At 60.1% G+C, this 22,359-nt stretch carries 19 protein-coding genes; 9 read left to right on the top strand and 10 right to left on the bottom strand.

All coding sequences use genetic code 11. From position 1 onward, the window contains the following. Window positions 1-59 precede the first annotated feature (59 nt). The 9 genes from ATN37_RS01770 to ATN37_RS01730 all read right to left on the bottom strand — a co-directional run bounded on the left by ATN37_RS01770 (window position 60) and on the right by ATN37_RS01730 (window position 6,810). Window positions 60-485 carry a TadE family protein gene (locus ATN37_RS01770; RefSeq protein ID WP_021334464.1) on the bottom strand — a complete coding sequence of 142 codons (426 nt, stop codon included), beginning with the start codon at window positions 483-485 and terminating at the stop codon, window positions 60-62. Between the two features lie 27 nt (window positions 486-512). After that, window positions 513-659 (bottom strand): hypothetical protein, encoded by a 147-nt coding sequence (locus ATN37_RS01765; RefSeq protein WP_021334463.1) that lies wholly within the window; start codon window positions 657-659, stop codon window positions 513-515. 129 nt (window positions 660-788) lie between these two features. Then, window positions 789-1,022: a hypothetical protein gene (locus tag ATN37_RS01760; RefSeq protein ID WP_021334462.1), complete on the bottom strand. Its 234-nt coding sequence runs from the start codon at window positions 1,020-1,022 to the stop codon at window positions 789-791. A gap of 235 nt (window positions 1,023-1,257) precedes the next feature. Further along, a complete protein-coding gene (locus ATN37_RS01755) occupies window positions 1,258-2,163 on the bottom strand; it encodes a type II secretion system F family protein (protein WP_021334461.1) in 906 nt (301 codons plus the stop codon). Beyond that, window positions 2,160-3,047 carry a type II secretion system F family protein gene (locus tag ATN37_RS01750; RefSeq protein ID WP_021334460.1) on the bottom strand — a complete coding sequence of 296 codons (888 nt, stop codon included), beginning with the start codon at window positions 3,045-3,047 and terminating at the stop codon, window positions 2,160-2,162. Before ATN37_RS01750 ends, ATN37_RS01755 begins: the two co-directional genes overlap by 4 nt. A 2-nt stretch (window positions 3,048-3,049) precedes the next feature. Continuing rightward, entirely contained in the window at window positions 3,050-4,738 is a 1,689-nt protein-coding gene (locus ATN37_RS01745) for a CpaF family protein (protein ID WP_211919431.1), read from the bottom strand. After that, window positions 4,735-5,583 (bottom strand): hypothetical protein, encoded by an 849-nt coding sequence (locus ATN37_RS01740; RefSeq protein ID WP_021334457.1) that lies wholly within the window; start codon window positions 5,581-5,583, stop codon window positions 4,735-4,737. Before ATN37_RS01740 ends, ATN37_RS01745 begins: the two co-directional genes overlap by 4 nt. Before the next feature lie 4 nt (window positions 5,584-5,587). Next, the gene (locus ATN37_RS01735) at window positions 5,588-6,295 is read right to left on the bottom strand and encodes an SAF domain-containing protein (RefSeq protein WP_021334456.1); all 708 of its coding nucleotides are present in this window, start codon (window positions 6,293-6,295) and stop codon (window positions 5,588-5,590) included. A gap of 5 nt (window positions 6,296-6,300) precedes the next feature. Then, the gene (locus ATN37_RS01730) at window positions 6,301-6,810 is read right to left on the bottom strand and encodes a hypothetical protein (protein ID WP_211919429.1); all 510 of its coding nucleotides are present in this window, start codon (window positions 6,808-6,810) and stop codon (window positions 6,301-6,303) included. An 890-nt stretch (window positions 6,811-7,700) separates the two neighbouring features. On the opposite strand from ATN37_RS01730, the gene ATN37_RS01725 reads away from it, so the two are divergent. The 7 genes from ATN37_RS01725 to ATN37_RS01695 all read left to right on the top strand — a co-directional run bounded on the left by ATN37_RS01725 (window position 7,701) and on the right by ATN37_RS01695 (window position 18,456). Then, a complete protein-coding gene (locus ATN37_RS01725) occupies window positions 7,701-8,393 on the top strand; it encodes a hypothetical protein (RefSeq protein WP_031332140.1) in 693 nt (230 codons plus the stop codon). 856 nt (window positions 8,394-9,249) lie between these two features. Then, complete coding sequence (locus ATN37_RS01720) at window positions 9,250-10,212, top strand: ParA family protein (RefSeq protein WP_021334451.1); 963 nt, start codon at window positions 9,250-9,252, stop codon at window positions 10,210-10,212. Next, on the top strand, window positions 10,209-10,907 hold the full coding sequence (locus ATN37_RS01715; protein WP_134771763.1) for a hypothetical protein: 699 nt from the start codon (window positions 10,209-10,211) through the stop codon (window positions 10,905-10,907). Before ATN37_RS01720 ends, ATN37_RS01715 begins: the two co-directional genes overlap by 4 nt. 451 nt (window positions 10,908-11,358) lie before the next feature. Then, entirely contained in the window at window positions 11,359-11,661 is a 303-nt protein-coding gene (locus tag ATN37_RS01710) for a hypothetical protein (RefSeq protein WP_021334449.1), read from the top strand. A 422-nt stretch (window positions 11,662-12,083) separates the two neighbouring features. Beyond that, window positions 12,084-17,216: a telomere-binding protein gene (locus ATN37_RS01705; RefSeq protein ID WP_243580763.1), complete on the top strand. Its 5,133-nt coding sequence runs from the start codon at window positions 12,084-12,086 to the stop codon at window positions 17,214-17,216. Further along, window positions 17,216-17,827, top strand: coding sequence for a terminal protein (locus ATN37_RS01700; protein WP_021334447.1), 612 nt, complete (start codon window positions 17,216-17,218; stop codon window positions 17,825-17,827). The genes ATN37_RS01705 and ATN37_RS01700 overlap by 1 nt, the downstream gene beginning before the upstream one ends. Next, window positions 17,827-18,456: a hypothetical protein gene (locus tag ATN37_RS01695; protein ID WP_021334446.1), complete on the top strand. Its 630-nt coding sequence runs from the start codon at window positions 17,827-17,829 to the stop codon at window positions 18,454-18,456. The genes ATN37_RS01700 and ATN37_RS01695 overlap by 1 nt, the downstream gene beginning before the upstream one ends. A gap of 72 nt (window positions 18,457-18,528) precedes the next feature. Here the strand turns inward: ATN37_RS01695 and ATN37_RS01690 are convergent, their stop codons facing one another. Next, window positions 18,529-19,047, bottom strand: coding sequence for a hypothetical protein (locus ATN37_RS01690; protein WP_021334445.1), 519 nt, complete (start codon window positions 19,045-19,047; stop codon window positions 18,529-18,531). 395 nt (window positions 19,048-19,442) lie between these two features. Here ATN37_RS01690 and ATN37_RS01685 point away from each other — a divergent pair, with 395 nt between their 5' ends. Together ATN37_RS01685 and ATN37_RS01680 are read left to right on the top strand one after the other, a co-directional pair. Beyond that, entirely contained in the window at window positions 19,443-20,663 is a 1,221-nt protein-coding gene (locus tag ATN37_RS01685) for an RNA-guided endonuclease TnpB family protein (RefSeq protein WP_167548985.1), read from the top strand. A 481-nt stretch (window positions 20,664-21,144) separates the two neighbouring features. Then, window positions 21,145-22,125, top strand: a complete 981-nt coding sequence (locus ATN37_RS01680) for a DUF4192 family protein (RefSeq protein WP_021334443.1) — start codon at window positions 21,145-21,147, stop codon at window positions 22,123-22,125. Window positions 22,126-22,359: the final 234 nt, after the last annotated feature.

Raw genomic sequence — 22,359 nt, 5'->3', positions numbered from 1 at the left:
CTTCCCTCCGCTGAGGTTGCTAGTTTCCGAAGTCCGGGCAGGAACCGGGCGGTGGCCGCTCACCAGAGGTCTCCTGGGTTGGTGATGCGTTCGACGGGTGCGCTTTGATCGATGTTGATGGTCAGGTTCAGGAACGGGATGAGCGAGATCGGTTGTCCCACAATCCGAACTGTCGCTTCACGTTGGTTGCGTGTCACTGTGACGGCGGGGCCACGTAGGACGGTGGCGCCGGTCTGTGCGATGAATCCGTAGGCGGCGGCTGTGCCGGCTGCCGATGTGCCGAATTGTGTTCGTGCTTGGCGGAGTCCTTCTTCGCCTGCTTTCATCGCTACGTTGCGGGCGTGGAAGTACAACGCTCCTTGGACTGCACCGAAGAACAGTAGGAGGACGACGGGCCAGATAATGACGGTTTCCAGAACGCCACCGCGGTCGTTGCCGAGCCGAGACTTCAAGCGTGCGAGTGGTGTTGCTGTGGGTGGCCGCATGATCGCCCCTCCTTCGTTGGTGTGTGTTCAGACGATGGTCGCGAGGTAACGCTGAACTGTTGGGCCTAGCTGGATGAGGACGAGGATCGCGATGAGGCAGACTGCTGCGGACATGATCCATAGGCGCAGGATGCTTCCGCTGTCGTTGTGCCGGTTGCGGTTGATGAGTGTCATCGTTTCGCTCCGTTCTGCATCGCTGGCTCGGATTTTTTGGTGGGGGTGGATCGTCGGAGGAGCGCGTTGTTTGTGTTCCTGGGGTTTCAGGAGGGTTGCGGCGATCCACCCTTGCACCTGGTGGGGTTGCTACTGGATCTTGTTGAGGTAGCGCATGACGACGGGTCCGAGGTATGCGACGACTGCAATTGCGAGAGTGACCACGCCGGCCGCGATGATGACGTACTCGAGCATTGATCCGCGGTCAGAACGTCGTCGGTTGGATCCGCTGGCTCGATCGAGGAATCCGGTGATCATCGCGATGCCAGCGAGAGTGGTGACGGTGGTTGCGCGCTGTGCGCGGTGGGCGAAATTGGTGATCATCTGGGTTCCTCCTGTTTGTTTTTCCCTCTACTAATGAAGAGGTCCGTTTCGTGTGCCGCTGTGACCGCCTGGGTGAAAATTTTTTCGAGAAGGCAGAAACTTGGCGTTTGCAGGTTAGCGCGGAATTGTTGGGGGGTACTGCCGAGAATGCGTGTTTGCGCTGGTGGAGCGTTCGCACTCTGGTCGCTGGTGCGCCTTGTGGGCGGTAATTGAATAGTTGCCATTGGACTCTTCCTCAGGACGATCCGAGAATGATGCTGGACATGGCTGGGATGAACAGCATGATCATGAAGACGATTCCGATGAGCGCGAGGGGAGCTTGGATCTTCTCGGTCGAGGAGCCGGCTTTGCCGAGTTCGTCGGAGAGTTGAGCGTTTCGCAGTGCGGATGCGCGGGCGCTGAGTGTGACGGCAACCGACGCTCCTTGTTCGCCTGTCAACGTCATGATGTCGGCGAGGTCGGCGAGGTCGGGCAGCTCGAGTTCGCCGGAGATTCGGGTGAGGGTGTCCCACGGCGCTTGTCCGGATCGCTGAGCTCGCATGAGTTCTTCGTCGAGGCGACGGAAGACCCAGCTGTCGCCCACTGCTGCGGCTCTTTCGAGGCTCTGCACGGCTCCGACGCCGCCTGTGCGGTTGAGTGCGACGAATTCGATGTAGGCGCCGAGGGAGCGGCCGAATTCCTCACGGGCTACGGCAGCTTTCTTCCGGACTTCGATGTCTGGGGCGACGAAGCACGCTGCAGCGATGGCGAGGGAGAGAATTGCGGGAATGCCCCAGGGGATCCCGCGGCCGAGGATCGTGAGCATGAGATTGACGACGGGGAAGAAAAGTAGCCCGAGGAGCGCAGAAAGAACCTTGTCTCCAAGAAAGTATGGAACCTCGATTTTGAGGATCGCGAGATCTGATCGAGGAATTTTGAGGATCGTGGAGTCTGCGGTGTACGGGAGTACTCGCCTTCCCACTTTTCCTCGAACGGATTCGTCGACGTTGATGTCGGCGGGTTTGTCGGTGGAGCGGTGGGCGCCGAGGTTGTCGAGCACTTCGGACAGAGATGCTTGTGCTGGTGCGAAACGCAGGAACAGGCAGATGAGTCCGACACAGAGAACTACCGCCAACAGGGCGGCTTGGATCTGAAATGTCATGACAGAACTCCCTCGATGAAGCTCTCGCTTTTCTCGTTCGCCGCTTTGCGGGTGGTTCCGAGGAATCGCGGGAGTTTCGGTGGTTGTACGAGCTTCTTCATCCAGAGGAGACATCCGATGAAGGCGGCTATTTCGACGACGAAGATCAGTTGTCCTGCTGGTGTTTTGTAGAAGGCCATGTAGTCGGTGAGAACGAAGAGGCCTGTGATGAAACCGATCGTGATGATGGTGACCCATCGAGCAGTGGTGCGGCTACCTTTGCGTGCCGCTTCGACTGCTCGGCGGTTCCTGACGTCTTCGGCCACTGACCGGGAGAGTCGGTCGAGGACTGCGGTGAGTCCGGATCCACGGATGGCGGCACTTTGGATGAGTGATCCCACGATGAGGTCGCCGGTGGCGTCGTCGAGGTCTGTTGCGAAGCTTCGGAGTGCGTCGTTGATCGGTGTGTTGGTGCGGAGCCTCTGGATCAGTCGGCTGATTTCGTCGGTGAGGGCTTCTGGCATCGCTTTGTGGGTGGCGATGATTGCTTGCTCGATGCCCGTTCCTACAGCAAGTACGCCGCTGAGGTTTCTCACCCACTCTTCCATGGCGTTGAGTCTGGCGATTTCCCCTTCGGCTGCTGGTTTGCCGAGAAGGTAAGGCAGAGCGACGAATGCGATGGGGCTGATGGGTAGTGCGATGAACCATCCGCTCACCATCCAGGTCAGCGCGCCGACGAGGGTGCCGGCGATGATGAGGAGGCGATACTTTCGGCTGATGCGGATGGGGGTTCGGCGGTGTTTCTGGGGGGCTGTGGGGTCTCTGCGGTCCTTCCAGCCGTGGTAGATCAGTGTGAGAGCGCCCAGAAGTAGAAGGACGAGGAGAACTGCCATCAGGGTGTACATGGTTAGTGTCCTTCCTCGAATTCCAGTGAGTGGAGCGGGATCAGGTGTTCGGGGAACCCACCTTCGATGACTTTGCGGCGAAGTTTGGGGGGCAGGGTTCCGTATTCTCCGGTGCCGCCGGGGCGGCCTTGATAGACCGTGGATACTGCCGGCATGCCCTCCTCCCCCGGCTCGATCCAAATGACCTCACTGATGTAGCGGGTATGGACGCGTTCACCGGCGTCGTTGACGGAGTAGGACGTATCGAGCTGGATGATCAGGTTGATGTGGGCGGCGACCTGTCGGATGGCATAACGTTCGGTGACGCCTGCTTCGAGGGCCACGGTGACCAGGCGGTTGATCGCGCCTTTTGCGTCGTCTGCGTGGGTGGTGGAGAGAGAGCCTTTGGCCATCTGCATCGCTTTGAACATCGCGATGATCTCTTTGCCTGCTACCTCACCGACGATTACTCGTTCGAGGTGCATGCGCACGAACGCGTAGAGAATGGCGGACAGGTCTGTGCCGCCTTTGAATTCGTTTGTCGTCGAGTCTCGTTCCCCACCGCCGTTGATCACCTCGGCCGGCACGACGAAACCTTTACGGCCGGGCATGTCGTGGAGGAACAGTTCTCGTTCGGTTTCGGCTGTTCCGATTCGAGTTTCGACCGGCAAGGCGTTCGCGAGCGCTCTGGTCAGCGTTGTCTTACCCGAACCCATGGGTCCTGACGTGACGATGGATGCTCCGCCGATAACCATCGCGGTGAGCAGTTGGGAGAGGAGGTCGGGCATGACTTTGTATCCGACGAGGGTGTCGAGTGTGATGTCTTTGAGCCGGTGCAGGCGGATCGCGACGTGAGGTTCAGGCACGGTCCATGCCATCGCGGAGAGGCGGATGTTGCCGGGAAGGTTCAGTCGCAGATGCGGATTGTTGACTGCGAATGTGCGTCCCCCGCCTTCAGCGCGTTGACCGAGGTTGATCAACCAGTCGATGAGTTCTTCGTCGGAGTCGAAGATGTTGGGGCGCTTCTGGATACGCCCGTCCGGATACATGACCAGCACGCTGGTGCCTGTGAGGAGAATGTTTTCGATGCTCGGGTCGTCGACGAGGACCTGAAGGGGGCCGAGCCCGAAAATGGTGTTGTAGACGTCCTGTGCGAGTTGCGCCTCTTCGCCTGGATCGATTGCGCCGGAGCCCCTTTCGATTCCGACGGCTATGTGGCGTTTGACCTTGTCAGCGATGATGTCGCGACCCTTGGCCTGCTCTTCGTCTTTGGTGTACGGAAGGAGGCTGTCGGGGGCGTCCTCGGAGGCGACGTCTGCTTTTCGCTCGGAGACGATTGACGTGAGCTCTTGTGAGGCTTCGTCGACGAGCTTGCGCACCAGACGCCGGTACGCAACAGCATTCATTGCGGAATCGATCGGCTTCGCAGTGTTCTTCGGGATGGGAGGAGCATGCCAGGGTTGCTCGGCCGAGACAGGGGCGGCATTGCCGTGACCTGCGGCGCTGAGGAGGTTGGCCGCGGCACTGTTACTACGATGCTGGGGATGGGGGCTTGACGCGCCGAGTGGGTGAGCCTCAGCGTTTTCGTGGGACCCTGGCGCAACCGGTGGGGCCGAGTGCTGGTCGATCGTCAAGGCGTCGGCTTCGTCGACCTCGTTCAGTACCAACCAGAGTGGAACGCGTGCCGGGTCTTGTTCGTTGCGGTCTGTCATGACGACTCTCCAAGGGCTTCACGGGTTGACAGGTTGCTCGGGAGTGTTTGATTCCGAGACGGATTCACCCATTCGGGCCGATGTTCTTCGACGTAGGTCTGCATCTTCGGCCATGCACCTTCGAGATTCCGCAGGTATCGGGACTGGGTTCTCTGGAACTTGGTGAGCTGGTGACCTTCTGAGAAAATTTTCGCGTGTTTCGGGGAATCGGGGAGAGTGAAGGCGACATCGACACCGAACGACTTTGCGATCTCGGCGGCTCCGTAGTACTTGTCGTCGATCATCACGAGCCCGAGTGCAGCGGGTGACCGAATCGCTCGGAGCTGGCCGCGCAGCTGGTCCAGTACGCCCTTGAGCGACCCGAGAGCTGTTGCGCTCGTGCGCGTGACTACCAGGATCAGGTCGGATTGCACCATCAGGTCATGTGGTCCCGAACGATGTCCGATTCGGCCGGCGTCGACGATGATTGTCGCTCCATTCCGATCGATCGCGCGAAGGTGCGCACCGAGCGGTCCCCACGTGGAGGTCATCGAATCTGCTTGAGATGCCGTTCTCAGACCTGGCACTGCCCAGACATTGGTCTCTGGAATATTCAGTGTCTGGGCGCCGAATGCTTGCCCGATCTGTCCATGTCGTGCGGGTTCAACCAGGTTGATCAGTGATCGGCGGCCGCGAGCGAGTGCGGATTCTCGGGAGGACTTGAAATAGCCGCTGTGCAAGGGCGATCCACCGACGGGATCGGCTTCGACATAGAGAACGCCGCCGCTCTCGCAACTTAATGCAAGCCCAAGGGCGGTTGTCGAGACGCCAGGAGCGCCGGTTGCCGACGCGAGTACGACGAACATCGAACTACTTCTCTCTGGTGTCGAGCACGATGGCAACGCGCCGTGTCGCTGCTCGCGCCGATACCCAGGAGGCTTCGTCCGCCTGTACCAGAACGTCGACGGTGGTTTCCGACGTTTCCGGAATCAACCTGGTCGAAACGACCTGGGCTTTGCTGGTTATCGGGCCCTGAACTGGGGAATCATCCTGGTCGCGGGGCGTGTCGACGATGCGGACCTGGTCGCCGGCCCGGAGCGGCTCGGCGGGTAGTTTCGCGTAGCTCACGGTGACACCCACGAGGGTCAGCCCTTTGCCGGGGATGACAGCTGTGGTCACTGCGTTGGGGTTCAGAACGGTGCCGCTGGGGATCGGCACGGCCGCTGCCTGGCCGACGACGGAGGCTTTGTCTTCCACTGCGACGGAGGCGATTCCAGCGTCAGCGTTCACCTGTTTGGTGGTGAGGTCTTGCGAGGTGATCTGCTGGCCTTGGGCGATGTCATGCGAGACCACCAGTACATTCGTCACTTGACGCATTCCGTTGACCAGGGCGACAGCTCCGATGACGAAGACGACGACCAATGCGATGCCTGCTGCGAGGAAGATCGGGCGGCGCCGAACTTTCGTTCTCGACGTTGCGGTGAAGTCTGAACCGCGTCGAGTGGTCGGGTTGTCCGGATCGACGTCTTCCCCGATGGCTTTGGACTTTGCTGTCGTGCGGAGTTTTTCGAAAACCATGGGTTTCAGTCCTTTTCGGTCTCATGCTGGAAGTGCGCGGTCAGTGCCGCACTGATGAGTTGACTTCGAGATCGGGCGGCGAAGGACTTCTTCAGTTCGTCGAGCACGTCGAAGTCGGAGGCGCGAAGGGAATAGGCCACCGGCGTGGTGGGGACTTTTGCCGGCGATGTCGATCCCACTCCCCTGGCTTTGAAGAGTCGTCCACCGACTACGCCGCCAGGATGGATGAACTCGTTGAGGCCATCGAGTGTCGCTTCGATCGCCCAGATGATGAATTCGCCGTTGGTCAGACGACGTTCCGTTCGAGCTTGGGCCAACTGCGCCGCAATTGCAGTGGGCAGGTGGACATTCGAGGACACGACGGGATCGTTGAGGTCGTCGTCGTCCGGAGTTGGTGAGGGTGTGCTCGCAACGCCCGCCGGTGTAGCGAAATCGGCTTCGAGGGATTCGTGGCGGCGACGCATCCCGGGGAGCCCTTGTGAGAGTGTCGGCTCAGTGGCCCGTGGAGAGCTCATCGCACTCCCCCGCGACTGATTCCGTAGGCGCGCACAGAAAGACGCTCAGGTTGCCGCTGAGACATGTGAACGTCTCCTGAATGCACAATCATCTGTATCCGCCTATCGCTTCGGCCGTGTGGCGCGTGGCCCTGACCTTGTGCCACACGACTAGGTATAGCGGCGGGTAGATACACCACGAACACGTCAGTTACCCGCTCAAAATAGGAAGAACGCGGCAAAGCGGGTAAACCATCGCAAGAACCCTAATCTGACCTGCAGTTATCTGACAGGGGCAAATAAACGGCGCGGTTCGTACGGAAACGCAAACAACCCGCAATTCGGTGGTAGAACGGGGTTTCCACTGCCTGTGTAACATCCGTCACACATACTCCGATAGGGCGTCGATTGAGGCCCTGTCGCCGGAATTCAGCCCGTCGATGACCCGACATAGCGGCGACTGGACGCCTCAGAATGTTGTTGAAACTTATACAACCGCAAACGAATTGGCACAGAAAGGGACTTCAGTCCCAAGTCGGTCGGTCTCAGCTCCCGGCCCGGTCGGAGCCGAGATGACGCCTGTTCACGAGTCGACGAAACGTCGACCCTGACATTTGTTGGTCCCGGACGCCGAGAACATGCCGACGCACGCCCAATCGAGACCCCAATCGCGGCGCGCGGATCCCACCCCGCCGAGCCACCGCATACCCACCATTGATCCACCATCGATCCACCAGTCGTTCATCTACGGACGAACAGTGACCTTTCGTAACTCGATAACTCGGCTACTACCGTTCACCAGTTGGCCACCAAGGACCAAATGTCGGCAATCCGACCGCTCATCGACCCCCGCCCGATGTCCGCCTGCACTCCTCGTGACAGCGGCTCGTATTGCTGCGATCATGGACGGCATGCCCCTGCCGCTAGGTTCGACGCGCATGGAACCTGCGCACTGGATCGATGATCTGGCGTGGCATCGACAGGTGTACAAACAATCCAAGTTCCGCTGGGACGGCACCGAAGCCCTGCTGGTTGCCACCGAATTCACCGGAGGATGTCAAGAATTCCGAACCGTCGCCGATCTGCGCGATCTGGAGGGATACCGCCTCGCCCTGTCGGAGTACACGATGACGTGTCAGCGTGCACTCGGGCTGGCCCTGCAGGAGGCCCGGTACGGCCTGGGATCAGGCCACTGGGAAGACATCGCCACACTGCTGGATCTGACCGCCGTGGACTGTGCAGCCAGCTCGTACTTCGCACGCTGGGGCGACCCCCGCGTCGCCGGCCAATTCAGCAATCCTCAAGTCCTCAGGATCAGAAAGATGTGTGCCGGTTTCTTCTTCGCCAGTCCCCTACTTCTGGCGTGGGAACTATCCCAACTGTGGAAGCTCTATCGAGCTGCCGAAGAACTACTCGAGGACACGCTCGTCGACCTCGTCGTGGAGTTGCAACCACTCGTGCGGACCTCGGATCTTCTCCACGCTTTGCATACGACGACCGAGGTCGGCCTCAACAATCGGATCAGCAGTCAGCGACACGAACGCGGGCCGTCTGGAGATCCTCGCCGGGTACCTCGTCAGACTTTCTCCCCACTCACCAACTGACCCGTATTCGCAGGTCAAACCGTTTTATACCACGGTTTATGGTGCGGGTTCCGTCATCCAGTATGCCGTTCAATTCGTCTCGATGTGGACGGAGTTTTTGCCCCGCGCGACCATGTCTGGGGTGATTTGGCCCGAATTGCGTCGAGTCGGCGACAGCGAGTCCTCCGGTTTTCTCCCCCTTCATCCGCCGTCACTTCCGGTACAGGTTCCGTCATGCGTACTGTTGTGCCTTCTACTTCGGGTTCCACTGTTGGCGCTCCTGCCTTCTCCACCATCGGATATGGCTTGCGTTCCCCTGCGGCTTCCACTGTCCTTTGAGGCGTGGCGACTACCGCCGTTTCCGGCATATTTTCCCGCAGGGCTTCTGGCTGGCATTCCGCCGTGATTTCACGTGGGCGTTCCTCCGGCAGTTCCGCTGAGATTTCTCCTGCACTTTCCATCCTGTCTTGTGGCGACACTTCCGTCACAGCTTCCGGCGTCATATCTCCTGTGCTTTCCATCCTCCCTTGTGGTGTTATCTCCTCCGCTTTTTCCGGCGTGAGTTCCTACGGCAACACACGCATACATTCACGCCATCATTCACGCATGGTTTCTGGCGTGATTTCCACCGTGTTTACCTGCATGTTTTCACGTAGGACTTGCAAGTCGTTTTCCCCCGTGATTCACTACCTGTATGCACGCAGCGAATCACGCATGTATTGCGGCGCGAGTACTTGCAGCAATTCCTGTATGTGCTACAGCGTGAACACACACGATAATTACCGCCATCAATCACACGCGATGTCCTACGCGATGTGCGGCGTGAAAATCGGCAGACATTCTTTATCCGAAACCTCACCAACGTCGGAGTGACCAAATGGCCCAGAACATCGCAGCAGCCGTTTCCGAAACTGCAATCAGCAAGCAGATCCCCAACACCATCGCCTTCGCCAACGGCAAAGGTGGGGTAGGGAAAACCTCATTGAGCGCCAATTGTGGCGGACTGGCAGCCGCGGGTGGTTGGCGAGTCCTCATCCTCGACCTCGACCCTCAGGGAAATCTCGCCCGCGACCTCGGATACGACGTCGCCGACGGTCAGGACCTGCTCAACGCCCTCATCACCGGCACTGAGCCGCCGCTACTCAAAGACGTCCGACCAGGTCTCGACGTAGTTCCGGGAGGGCCCACTCTCGCCGATATCCAGGGCCTGATGTTTTCACGCGCAAACAGGTCACACGGCGACGACGACGGGGAACCCGAAACCCTCGGTGACCTGCTGTTTCGGTCACTTTCTGGTATCGCGTCTGACTACGATCTGATCTTGTTCGACACCCCTCCGGGGGACGTCATGATCCTCGACGCCGTGCTTGCGTGCTGCCAGGGCGTGGTAATTCCCACGCGCGCAGATGAGGGCAGCCTCGACGGCCTCACACGCATTGCGAAGCGTTTCAAACGAGCTCGGCGCGTCAATCCTGACCTTCGTCTCGCCGGCGTCGTCCTATTCGGCATCGGTTCCCGGTCCTCGCGACTCGAAGACGCAGTTCGGGACTCTGTCTACGAAATCATCGGGGAATCGGCTCCCGTCTTCAATACCTACATCCGCTACCTCGAGACGGCTGGCTTCGACCTGCGCCGACACGGCATCCTCGCCCACGAGCTGGAAACTCAAGCTGCTGCCGCGCAGAAGGGTCGACTCAAGGCACTCCGAGCGGGAACTAAGCCTGAAGAAGATTTCCTGGCGCGCAATGCAACTGGGCTTGCCGAGGACTACGAAAAGCTCACGATGGAAATCATCGGCAAACTGACCGAGATCAATCAGGAAGTCGAGGCAGTGTCATGAGTTCACGCAAGGTTGCACGCGAAAGCCTCGAAGATGCGTTCTCCGCTCCCAGCGGCCCAGGCAGAAGGGGAGCGGGGCTTGCGAGTTTCCTTCCGCCTTCACGTGCACCACGCCCCTCCGCTGCTGCACCTGTTCGCCCAGCCGTGCAGACCCCGGAGCCGCGAAGCCCTGCAGCTCAGCGAGAGAACGACGCGCCGGATCCGGTCACGACGAGCGCGCCAACGCAACCCCGAGAAGCTGTAGCGGCTCCGAGCGCCCCGGCAGCATCCGCGGCAGCGCCGAAGCCTGCGGAGTCGGCGACAGACGGCTCAGTGGATGCTGCGGATGCTGCGGATGCTGCGGATGCAGTCGAGAACATGCCGATCTACATCGACAGTGCAACCTTGACTGCGCTCAAGGCTGAAAAGGGCCGGATCGGCGGAACCTACGCCGACGTTGCAGAGGCCGCGCTCGACGAGCATATCGGCCACGTCGGCGAGATTCTCCAGCAAGGGGCGGCGAATAAATCTGCCGGAAGCTCCTTGCCCAAGCGCCGCAAATCCCCTCAGATTCGCGGGGGGATCCAGGTTCAGCTCCGGTTCACCAAGGCTCAACGTGACTGGCTTGACGAGAAGGTCGCGGAGTTCGGTGCACCGTCTCGAAGTGTTGTGGTGGCTGTCGCATTGCAGCTTCAGCTCGGGACGCGGGCGAACTAGTCCCATTCACAAGGTTTCCTCGATATCGCCGGGGAACCAGTTCGGTGCGTCTTTCACTCTGCTCCCCACTATCCTCCCCACTATGCTCCCCACACTGGTGGGGAGCATTTTGTAGGCCCTGAACAGGCTTTTTCCTTCGCTCCCCATGCTCCCCACACATTTTCGTGTTTGTTCGCGCGTAGATGAGTGTGTGGGGGGATTCGACTATGTGTGAGCTTCCTTTGAGACCGAGCGTGCAGAGATGTCATGTGTCGTGCGCAGACTGAGCGAAAAGTTTTTTCGGCCTATCTGTCACAGAAGGGGGCGAAGGGGACCTCCTCTCTTTAGAGGGGGGAGTTCTCCGATCGAGGGAAGGTGGAAGTGAAATCATGGTGAGTACCGTGCCGGCGAGCGACACACCCACGAATCCGAGTAATCGCTATCAGATACGAATTGGATCTAAGGTTGCGCTATGGCACGTCCACACAAGGGGCCGCGCGGGTTCATTGCAACCCGGGCGCCTGAATGTCAACACAACGTCTACGAGCAGCGCGCTCGGGAGGTCGGTCTCCCGTCCGGCGACTACGCAGTACTGGTCCTTGCGCTCGTTCATGGCTTCGACGTGCCCGATTACATCATCGTTCAGCTTGACCCGGAGTCGCTGCATCGCCTCGACCCACGTCAGTACACGTCCAGCAGCGACCAGATTGATCGATTGGTCGCTGCGGTCGAACGTCGATCTCGACCCCAACAATTGCGAATGGTGGGGACATGACCTCGACCTAAACAGCGAAAAACCCCCCGTGCTTGGCGGCAGGAGGGGGGCTTTTCTCGAATTATTCATCCGCTCGATTCAGGAAAGGAGCGGTGCGTCTTCATGGTAGCTCACCCCAGCGGGGGGGCACCACCTTTGAAGGCAGTGTCGTGTATGACATACGCACCCGTCGGTGACCGATGATGACCTCGCCCGCGCACCGCGGCCATATGTGGTCGATGGAGAACATTCGCGGACTTCTCGAGTCCGCGGGTGGCATGAAGGTGCGTAGCTCCACGCAGCTTTCAGCTCGATGCCCCGTTCACGATGACGGGAATGCCTCGCTTTCGGTGACATGGACCGATGACGGCGCAGGTGGAAAAGTACTTCTGAAATGCCATGGCTGTGGGGCAAGTGCCCAGGACATTGCGGATGCATTGGGGATGTCCACGGGAGATCTCTTCGACGAACCTCTTCCTCCCCGTAGTTCAGCCACCCCGTTAACTGGTCGATCGACACAACAGCGCACCGCTGGCCGACGCCGCGGCAAGCTGGGAGCGCTTCCGAAAACGCTTCTGACCAAAGCTGCAAGCCCTGAGATCGAGCACGCGTGGGTGCCTGTCGCGACATACCCCTACGTAGACGCCGAGGGTTCCCTCGTCCAGGAGGTTGTCAGAGAGGAGTGCACCAACTGCGAGCTCGGCCGGCACAAGCAGTTTCGGCAGGTGTTCGTCTCTGCGTCGGGTCGTCGAGTCAAGCAGAAGCCCCGCGATTTTCAGTCGGTCCTCTACCGGACCCCTCAGCTCCTCGCTGCTATTTCCGCCGGTACCCCGGTGTGGTTGGTCGAAGGTGAGAAAGATGTCGAGACCGCCGAGCAGATCGGTCTCGTCGCGACGACGAATGCGCAGGGTGGCCGTAGCTTTCCTGCGGAGTGCGCTGCGGTTTTCGAAAATGCCACTGTTCGGGTGGTGCTCGATCGTGACGACGCGGGATGGGACCGCGGAATCGATCTCGCTTCCATGCTCGGGGGAGTGGGGGCGCATGTACAACTGCTGTTGCCGGCAACCCTCGAGCCGAAGAGCGATTTCACTGATCACGTACTGGCAGGCAAGTGGAGCGGCGACGACGAATTCGGTGGATTCGTCCCCGTCACTGCAGGCGAGGTGGCGGCCCACGCATACGCGGGTGCGGTGCGCGGGAAGCACCTACTTGTCGAAAAGGCCGCAGCTGAGGCTGATGCTCACGTCGCCTCGATCTCTGATGCACGAGATTCACAGCTGCCGTTCAAGCGTGCCAAGCGTTGGGCCCTGGAATCGGAACTTCGATTCGAAATATTGAGTGAAGCTGTTGATCGTTGCCGGCTCCAAGCTGCAACGGCAGGTAGTGAATGGGCAGGGCAGGCGGCTGACGAGGCAGTGGCCGCGTGGCGTCTGGCACGCAATGCGGCGCGTGGGGCGCATGAAATCGCTCAGATTCCGATCCCTCCGTTGTTGCAGGATCCGGATCTTCACAACGAAGTAGCGGCAACTCAAGAGGAGGCCGCTGGTTCGGAATCTCGATCTGCGCTTGTCCTCGAAACCGGCGTGTCGGCCGCGCCTGGCGGATCCACCGTTCAGCGCGGTTCGGCGATTTCGGCGCCGACGTATCGGATCGTCGATATGCAGTTGGTGGAGATCACGACGACCAAAGATGGTGAAGAGAGCGCCAAACTCGTTTTGGGTTTGGATGCGCGCATCGTCGAAATGGAATACCTGGAGGCTCAGGACGAGTCGTTCGATATCGATTTGCCCAAGCTTATGGGGCGAGAGGGGATTGTGGGCCAGAAGGAGGCGAATCCTCCTGCGCCTAAACAGCTTTCGGCGGTGATAATCGGTTACACGCATCCCGACACCGGGGAGTTCATGCGGCTGCGCATCGCTGCGCTCGATTACCGCGACTGTGGTTGGGTCGAATCGTTGCCTGGTCCTCCTGCTTACGACTCACGTCCGTCCGGAATAGCAAAGCTGCGCGATGCGCTCAAAGTCGCTGGTGGGACGATCACACGAACCGTTCGGTTCAGATCCACGGGATGGCGACGAACCGCGGAAGGCGAGTGGTTCTTTGTTCACGCCGGGGGTGCAATCAGTGGGGAGGGGGCACGTGTGGCTCCGGTACTGCTGAGTGGGCCTTTGGCTCGTTACGACCTGCCAGCACCCATTCGAGATGCGGAGCGGATCCGAGAGGCGTTTTTGGCCCATTCGGGATCGATGTTGACTCAGTTTCCCTCGCGTGTGTCGGCGACGTTGCTCGGGCACGTCTACCGATCAGCTCTCGGCCCGAATCCGTGGGTGTTGTTGATCGTAGGTTCCCCTGGCTCGTACAAGACGTCTTTGACGTCCATCGCGATGCATCATTGGGGGGAGTTGTGGGATCGGCGACGTCCGGCGTCGTCGATGTCGGGCAATGGCGACACACTCAATGCCTTGCGGATCAAACTGAATTCGGCGAAGGATGCTCTCTATTGGGCTGATGACGTGGCTCCGACTCGGGATTGGGGTGCAGCTCAGAAGTCTCTTGAGGAATTCGCGCGCATGGTGCATAACGGAGAATCGCGATCGCGTGCCACTCGTGATGGTTTAGGCATTCTCGATGGCACACCTCCTCGGGCGTCGGCTGTCGTCACATCCGAAGTGATGCCTCGTCCCGGATCGGGAGCCCAGCGCATGCTTGCCGTGCCGCTGCAGGCTGATGAGATCGAGTTAGATCACCTCATCGCTCTCGACCGCGACGAAAGTCGGCATGGCCGCGCATTGCTGATGGCCAGCTTCCTACAGTATCTGGCTGGTCATTTGGAAGAGATTCGCGAATTAGCATCTCAAGCCGCTGCACACTATGCCGAGTCTCTGCGCTCGAGTGGAGAGAGTGTGCGCCAAGCCGAAGCCGTCGGCGCGATCTGGGGAGGTTGGGTCGCTATGACCCGTTTCCTACTCGACGTGGGCGCGTTGACAGAACAGGAAGTAGATCAGAACCTCGAGGTGGTCCATCTCGGGCTCCGCGACGCGATCACCGCGGCCGCTGATCCTGATTTGCCTTCTCGCACTGGCGCCCGGGTTCGCGAGCTGATTGCCCATGCCCTACGTACCGGATTGGCGTACGTCGACGATGTTCGGACCGGCGAGGCTCCCGCGTTTCCCCTCGCTAACAGGTTGGGATGGCGACGGACGCTCGTTGGCGAATTCCAAGACGTGAAGAAATATCGCGAAGATGCGCGCGGAATCCGCCTCGGTTACGTGCTCACCGATCCGACGCCACGCGATGGGGAAGCCCAGTTGCTCGTGGAATCGACTGCTCTCGAGCAAGTTCTCAAGGCAGCAGCACAATCGATGTCGGATGCTCCGCAGATCGACAGAGGCACGGCGCTGCGCGCCCTGTATGACGAAGGAATTCTGATCGGCGAAGAACGCGCGGGTAAAACGCCTCGGTACACGGTCCAGCGCACTATCCATTGTGAAGATCGACGTCAGCGATTGACCGCGTTGAGGTTGTGGAAGGTGCTCGGCGATGGCGATGACGAATCCCACGGAACACGCCCGTCAGATTCAGATGACACAGGTCCTTCAGGGTCGGATAACACAATCAATCCCGGCAGCGGTGGCGAACCTATAGACGAAAGTCCCACACCCTACCCTTGGCAGATACACCGTCTTTCGCACGTTTCGGCCACAGCGAAATCCAGTCGGGGCCATGACCTACAGTCCTCCGTGCTCGATCACACACAAAACTTGAGCGTATCTGCTGTTCCCGAGGAGGAGCCGGTGACAAGCTATGACGACGCGGAAGGCTACAGAGCGGTCGCTGAACCGATCTACCCCGCAGCACCGTGCTCAATGTGTGGACTCGCCTCGCCCTTCGCATTCGAAAAGCGCCCGATGCACATCGAGTGCTGGATCGACAGCACGTCCAAAACTCGTGCAGCGTTGCGTGTTTCATCCCCAGATAGCGACGACGCGGTGAAAAACGTGTCGCCATTGTCCGCTAACTCCCTACCTTCCGACAGAAGCGGAGGAGGGGCTTCGGCGGAGGTCACCGAAAGTCCCGCAGTAGGACGACACCGGACGACGACCAATCGTGCCGCAGATCGGCGGCACTACGCCGGGCCAGCGGGCGTGCTCGACGTAGATGGACTATGGCTACCGAGCGGGGAGGTAGTCGATCCTGGGCCGATCTTCCATGTCGGACACATCGCAGAGGTCATCCGAGCACAGAATTTTGGTACCGCAGTCAACGAGCGATGGAGCGAACCAGGACAGATCTGGGTCACCGATGCCATGGCACGTCAGTTCGGGATCGAGACGGGCGCCCTCGGGGACGATCCACGCAAGCGCGCTGAAGAAATGCGTGCGCTGACTGCAGGACTCCCTTTCGTCACTGAGGCTTTGGAGGAAGGCTGGTCGCTGGGTGGAAAGTTCGGTGATCGTCTGGGTACGTGGACGCGGGTATGGCATGGCGACGAACGAGGTGTCTGGGTAGCGTTCATCTCCGCCATGGGCCAGGACGAATTGGACATGCCGATCCTCGCTGATGACCCGCCACCCGTAGTCCTGGCGTCACGGTTGGCGACATTCGCAGATGCATTGAAGTTTCCGTGGGCAATGTCTGCGTCCACCACCGGATTCGATCTCATGATCAGCACTCGTTCACGAGAACGAGACACCGTTTTCGCTCCCTCACAACCGGTTCCGCCGTCTCAGATGAGTAACACCGAAACTGATATCGACTGGTCACGGCCGCTGACGGCGGATGAGAGCCGAAACCTCTTCATCCATGCATACGATCGAGGCGGATCCCACGCCGCGGGCATCGCCAGTCTCGAACTCGGCATTGGAGATCCGCAACATCACGAGAGCGGGGCCATATTCGACAAGTCTCTGCCTGGGTACTGGAAGATCGAGATTCCGGAATCCTCGGACTGGCGGTACCCGAATCCTTTGAATCCGAGGGGGCTTTCGATCAATGAGCCCAAATGGGTGACAACGCCGACCATGCAGTACGCGCTCGAACTCGGATATGAGCCGGAAGTTTTCGAGGCGTATGTGTGGAACGAACACGGGAGAGTTCTCGATCCTTGGTACAAGCGGATCCGCGATGCGCGCACGGCGTTGGACCTCGATGATCCTGATGCTCAGCTCGCCCGCGATCAACTCAAGGTTGTGTACACGCGCACTCTGGGCATGCTTGGCAGTAGCGATTTCATGAAGGGTCGGGCTGGCTATGCTCCGGAACGGCGCCATCACATCATCGCAAAGGCCCGGGCGAACATCCTCCGCCGAGTGGTGAAGATCGGCAGGGCCAGTGACCGGTGGCCAGTTGCCATCTCGAACGACACCGTTCTGTACGTCTCCGACAATCCTGACCCGATTGCATCCTGGCCGGGAGAGCAAGAGACGTTAGGTCGCGGGTTCGGACAGTACAAATGGGAAGGCTCGGCCTTGCTCGCCGACCAGGTCGAGTTCTTGACAGGTAAGGGTTACCGAGGAAAAGACCAACTCCATTTGGACTGGAACTCCGCGGACTACACCGTTGGCGGTGATCAGTGATGGCACGTAAAAACACGAACAAAGATCCTGGCCGCCGGTCGAAAATCTTCGGTGCCCTCACTGGACGAAGCGGCGCCTCGGTGTCACTAGGGCGCGCAGCTCCGGACGTTCGAGGACTATTGCTCGCTGCGTACGGACTCAACAAGAGAGGCGGCCTCAACACTGCAGATGCCGCCAAAGATCTTGGGGTAACACAACGTACGGTTCAGCGGTGGGTAGCAACAGAAGGACATCAACGGATCGGCAAGCCCAAAGCAGACACGTTGCAGAAACTCGCAAAGAAGTCACGGCAAGCGGCCACGACACAGCGCGGACGCAAAGCTGCGCTGGCATCTTTTCGAGCGACGTCGAAGGGCAAGGCACTCGCAAATCGGGGTGGTCACCTTCGCATACGTGGTCATCAAGGTCCGAGCGCCGCCGGCAAGACCTACAAGCGGGACCGCCAGATCCAACTCGAACTCACCCCTGCCGATGTCGAAGCAATGTGGTCTGCGTTCGAGCAGAACGGCGATGAAGGCGTGTCCAAGTGGATGACGAACCATGCCGACGAGCAGTATGTCGCCGGCTGGGAATTCGAACGCATCGACGAGATGGCAATCGATCGCCCGTGATGGCACCTGCGGCACCTCGGTGGACGCGCAAGCGCCTCGAAGCAATGTTGGGGACCTGCTACGGGCGTACACCCACCGGCCACATCGATACGGCTGCCGTCGCACATGCCGTCGGCGTCAGTGTTCGCACCGTCCAGCGATGGATAGCGGGCAGTAATCGCCAGAATGCGGCGATTCCGCACACCCGACTTCTGCAGTTGTGCCGCCCTCCTGCCGATACGCAGGAACGATCACAACAGGCTGCTGATTATGCGAGTGAAGCGATCGTCAAAATCTCTCTGCCCAAGGGGCGAGAGATCCTTCCCGCATGGCGCGAACAAGGTTGGCTCGAACCGCACGTCGTTGGAGTACTCGCATTACACGGTCTTCCGCTTCGGCAAGTGGTGATCAGTAACGGCACTGCTCGATCCACGGCCGATCTGCGGCGGCGAGGTGAGTTGCTCGACGTCACTACCGTGCCGACACGGTTCCACGCCACTGTTCTCGTTCATGAGGTGCTCTCACGTGTCGAACCGTGGTGTGTCTTGCCTTCTCGCGAGATCCTGCCAGTCGGTAGGACTCAGGTCTGGGCTGAAGACGGTCCAGTAGTGGATCTTTCGCAGCTCGCTGTCACCGCGGATTTGCGCTGACACGACCCACCGTCGCGATACCGACGTATTGGAAAAGCCACCACCGTGGTGAAAGCCGCAACCACTGAGAGATCAGCGTGCGTCTGGGTCCAGACCCACGCGCCTGAGTACTCGCCAGAGTTTTTCGTTGTCCAACGTCTTGCGGTGTTCCGCGATGGCTTGAACGAGCTCTTCTATGACCTCGCGTGATCGCGGGTTGAACTGCGCGGCCCGCCCACCTATCCAGGCCAGAGGCGCATCCTCTGCCTTGTCGATTCGGTCCAGCGCCATGACTGATTTGTCGATGAATTTCCTGGCGCGGCCTTGCTGTTTGTCATCCAACTCTCCTGCATCGACAGCTGCTTTGGCTTGATCCACGAAGTCTTCGAGGATGGCCGTCGCCCGATCCGCCAACTCATCATCGAAAGCCAGCACATTCCAGAAGTTCCGCCAGTGCGCGTTGTACTTTCGCTCCGAGGATCGAGGAATCAGGTGGTCACGAAGGACGCATTCGAAGATCTCTGCATCAAGCACTCGCAGGTCGGCGGCACCGCCAAAGGCCGGCAACTCAACAGGGTCGGAGATCCTGCGCCACGGCTCTTGCTGCGTCATCGGTGGGGACCCTCATCCTCTGTACTACTGCCGTTTCAATACGCTCATCCACTTCAACACACACATGCCGGCCGAGGGCCGAAAGTGCGGGTTCGGAACACAACCTACCGCCAAGTGCCCCTGACCCTCCCGCTGCCCCCGGCACCGTGAGGGTCAGGGGCACTTTCATCGACAGTTTTCCCTATATCGGCAGGTCAGGCAGTAGAATGATCGGTGTCCTAGTGAAGTGTGGGCGGACCGACCATCCACCCTCTACCGAAAATTTTTGAGTTGGCGGGTTGACGATTTCACACAGCTCGGTTGATCAGGTTGCGAGCGAAGACGTCGCCAGTGAGGGTGAGCTCAGCGAGTGCATGTCGGGCTTGTTGTCGGTGATGCGTGCCAGTATCTCGGTTATGAGCATCGTTCAGCGCGTGTACCCGGTTGAGGGTGCGCAGCTCGACGCGTTGGTGATGCATTGCGATCACGCTCGCCTCGTCTACAACCTCGGGTTGGAGCAGCGTTCGTGGTGGACGCAGTCCCGGCGGCATTTCCGGCAGAAGATCAACTACGTGTCGCAGGCCGCTGACCTGACCGAAGCTCGACGTGAATTCGACTGGTTGCGAGCGGGTTCCACAGTGGTGCAGCAGGGCGCGTTACGCGATCTCGATCGAGCATTCACCAACTTCTTCGCCCGGCGCGCCTGGTATCCGACGTTCAAGAAACGCTCGAATACCAGGCAAGGGTTCGTAGTTCGTGATCTGGCGGCGCGACGAGTCAACCGGAAGTGGGGCGAGATCCTGGTGCCGAAGGCCGGGTGGGTGCGATTCCGCATCTCCCGGGCCTGGACAGACATCTGCGCGGCCACGTCGGCGCGGGTCGCCGTGACGAATGGGCGATGGACGGTGAGCCTGACGACCCCGCCAGCAGTCCGCAAGATACCGGACACAACAGCAGTGGTTGGGATCGATCGTGGTGTCGCGAACTCTGTCGCCACCAGCGATGGCCGTATGTTCCATGCTCCGGGTCTCACTGCCGGGGAGCAGACCCGGTTCCTTGCGTTGCAGCAGCGCCTGGCCCGCCAGCAGAAGGGTTCCGCGAACCGAGAACGGACGAAAGCGAAGTTGGGCAGGTTGCGGTTGCGGTTGGCCGATCGGCGCGGTGACTGGATCGAACAAACGACCACCGCACTTGCATCCGCGTATTGCGCGGCGGCGGTGGAGAAGTTGGCGATCGCAAACATGACCCGCCGAGCGAAGCCGAAACCCGACCCCGACCGACCAGGAGCTTTCTTGCCGAACGGTGGGCGTGCGAAGTCCGGTCTGAACCACGCGATCCTCTCCTCGTGCTGGGGGAAGTTCGCGCAACGTCTCGACCACAAGATGTCTGTCATCGTGGTCTCGGCCGCGTACACCTCCCAGCAGTGCTCGAACTGCGGACACACCTGCCCGGACAATCGCGACAGCCAAGCGGTTTTCCGGTGCCAGGGTTGCGGTTTCGAACATCATGCGGACACCAATGCCGCGATCAACATCCGTGATCGCGCCTTCATCATCGATCACCAACCCGAGGGCATGTCGGGGGATAGGGTGCATCAGTCACGCCTGCGTGCCGCACCAACCACCTCGGTACCCTGAGCTACCCGGGAATCTCCGCCCGCGAGGGCGAGGAGGATGTCAAGGCACGTTGATCGATGGACCCCGGACCTGCCGCCTGTGACGGTTCCGACAAGGTACCGCGGGCGCACGGTGGGCGGCGGTTTCGCAGCCTTGCGAGGTGGGGAATGCGGGGAAAGTCGCAATCGCGCTCCCCGGGTTCGCTCGATCGAAATCACGGCGGATTGCATCACATGACAGCAGAGACCGTCACTGCGATATAGCGAAGCCGGCGCCGCACCCGAGGGTCGCCGGCCACCACGACCGTGAAGAAAGGGCCTGGTTACGCAAGCGCGACCAGGCCCTTTCTTCACGTCTCGCTGTGCCCCCGGCACGGCGAGGGCAGGCGGCATTTCACCGCCGTTCATGGCTCTTTTTGTCGGTGGCATGTGGCAGTGTCATCGGTGTTGTCCTAGTCCGGTGCGCCTCACCAGCGCACCCCCACGACCCAAAGGGGTTACCTGTGAGTACTTTTCGTTTGTCTTCGCCGTCCGATTGCGTTGCCGGTGCTGTTGCGCTCGGCGGTCATATTCCTGTCGATGAGGTGGTTGTGATCGCTCTCGATCTTGACCCGATGCCGGTTGCGATGATCAAGCTGACTGATGTCGAGTCGGGGCGAGTTCTGGCGAGTCTGGAGGGCGCCACTCCGTTCGCCCAGTGCCGAGAAATGCTGGTAGTGGTGTTCGGGCCGGTGGAGCGTGGCGATGCTGTGGGTGAGGTGTTCGAGCAGTTCCGACCGGATGCGGTTACACCGGTGTACGTCTTCACCGAGGGGGTCGTTCGCCGGTGGCACGGCGTCGGATCGCTCGCGTTGCAGGCGGGTGACCAGATGGATTTGCGGTTGCATCCGATTGTGTTGGAGGCGCAGTCACTCGGCGTGGCCACGCTGCAGACTCGTGCGCAGATGCGCGCAGCTTTCGAACCGGCTCAGTTCGGCGCAGAGCGCGCCGCAACGGTCGCGCAGGGTTTCGATCAGGAGCGAGTGAAATTGGCGGCCATGGATCCACACGGGGCAGCCGAACTCGCGTTCACCAGTAGATTAGCGCCGTATATCGGTCCTGCGAAGAATGACGGGGGAATCGTCGTCACGGACGAGCATGCAGCGCTTATCGCGGCCGCGATGCACGATGTGACTGTCCGTGATCTGTTGTTTGTACATGTGACGGACAAGAACGCCGATGCCGCCGCTGAGATGTTGCGGCAAGTAGGGGCACTACTGCCCGCCGACCTTGCCGGTCCGGTGATCATCATTGGCGCGATATTTCATTGGGTGGCGCGTCATGCGGCGCTTTCTCGCGAGGCCCTCATCGTGGGGCGCACTCTCGATCCGGCTCATTCCTTCGGGCAGTTGTTCGAGCGCGCACTCGACTTCGGAATGAATCCGGCGCTCTGGGATCAACTGCGCACGGCTGCGGTAACAGCGAGCACTCGAACCGGAAGATAACGATTTGGTGGTGCCGTTCCGATCGGTTAAGGATGGCACCACCACTTTCGATTGTGACGCAACCAAAAACGTGCGCACGTTTTTTGTGCGCACGTTTTCTTGGAATCTTTTTTGCCACAACGAAAAGCAGCCACGAGTCCGGCGCGCAGCGCGTAGGACTTTCGTCATCAGGGCGGCTTGCCGCCCGCGCCCTTCCGGTTCCGGGCGCAGCCCGGAACTACGGCCCCGAAGGTT

Origin of the sequence: Rhodococcus sp. MH15 (genome assembly GCF_019266045.1) — a bacterium.
Taxonomy (GTDB): domain Bacteria; phylum Actinomycetota; class Actinomycetes; order Mycobacteriales; family Mycobacteriaceae; genus Rhodococcus_F; species Rhodococcus_F qingshengii.
This window is presented reverse-complemented; position numbering and strand designations above follow the sequence as displayed.

What these genes read in the sequence shown, in the direction of transcription:
- ATN37_RS01700 (WP_021334447.1), top strand. Translation starts at nt 17,216, where the DNA reads ATGGCACGTAAAAACACGAACAAAGATCCTGGCCGCCGGTCGAAAATC.
- ATN37_RS01695 (WP_021334446.1), top strand. Translation starts at nt 17,827, where the DNA reads ATGGCACCTGCGGCACCTCGGTGGACGCGCAAGCGCCTCGAAGCAATG.
- ATN37_RS01730 (WP_211919429.1), bottom strand. Translation starts at nt 6,810, where the DNA reads ATGAGCTCTCCACGGGCCACTGAGCCGACACTCTCACAAGGGCTCCCC.
- ATN37_RS01690 (WP_021334445.1), bottom strand. Translation starts at nt 19,047, where the DNA reads ATGACGCAGCAAGAGCCGTGGCGCAGGATCTCCGACCCTGTTGAGTTG.
- ATN37_RS01720 (WP_021334451.1), top strand. Translation starts at nt 9,250, where the DNA reads ATGGCCCAGAACATCGCAGCAGCCGTTTCCGAAACTGCAATCAGCAAG.
- ATN37_RS01770 (WP_021334464.1), bottom strand. Translation starts at nt 485, where the DNA reads ATGCGGCCACCCACAGCAACACCACTCGCACGCTTGAAGTCTCGGCTC.
- ATN37_RS01755 (WP_021334461.1), bottom strand. Translation starts at nt 2,163, where the DNA reads ATGACATTTCAGATCCAAGCCGCCCTGTTGGCGGTAGTTCTCTGTGTC.
- ATN37_RS01705 (WP_243580763.1), top strand. Translation starts at nt 12,084, where the DNA reads ATGTCCACGGGAGATCTCTTCGACGAACCTCTTCCTCCCCGTAGTTCA.
- ATN37_RS01750 (WP_021334460.1), bottom strand. Translation starts at nt 3,047, where the DNA reads ATGTACACCCTGATGGCAGTTCTCCTCGTCCTTCTACTTCTGGGCGCT.
- ATN37_RS01745 (WP_211919431.1), bottom strand. Translation starts at nt 4,738, where the DNA reads ATGACAGACCGCAACGAACAAGACCCGGCACGCGTTCCACTCTGGTTG.
- ATN37_RS01740 (WP_021334457.1), bottom strand. Translation starts at nt 5,583, where the DNA reads ATGTTCGTCGTACTCGCGTCGGCAACCGGCGCTCCTGGCGTCTCGACA.
- ATN37_RS01735 (WP_021334456.1), bottom strand. Translation starts at nt 6,295, where the DNA reads ATGGTTTTCGAAAAACTCCGCACGACAGCAAAGTCCAAAGCCATCGGG.
- ATN37_RS01725 (WP_031332140.1), top strand. Translation starts at nt 7,701, where the DNA reads ATGCCCCTGCCGCTAGGTTCGACGCGCATGGAACCTGCGCACTGGATC.
- ATN37_RS01760 (WP_021334462.1), bottom strand. Translation starts at nt 1,022, where the DNA reads ATGATCACCAATTTCGCCCACCGCGCACAGCGCGCAACCACCGTCACC.
- ATN37_RS01685 (WP_167548985.1), top strand. Translation starts at nt 19,443, where the DNA reads ATGAGCATCGTTCAGCGCGTGTACCCGGTTGAGGGTGCGCAGCTCGAC.
- ATN37_RS01765 (WP_021334463.1), bottom strand. Translation starts at nt 659, where the DNA reads ATGACACTCATCAACCGCAACCGGCACAACGACAGCGGAAGCATCCTG.
- ATN37_RS01710 (WP_021334449.1), top strand. Translation starts at nt 11,359, where the DNA reads ATGGCACGTCCACACAAGGGGCCGCGCGGGTTCATTGCAACCCGGGCG.
- ATN37_RS01715 (WP_134771763.1), top strand. Translation starts at nt 10,209, where the DNA reads ATGAGTTCACGCAAGGTTGCACGCGAAAGCCTCGAAGATGCGTTCTCC.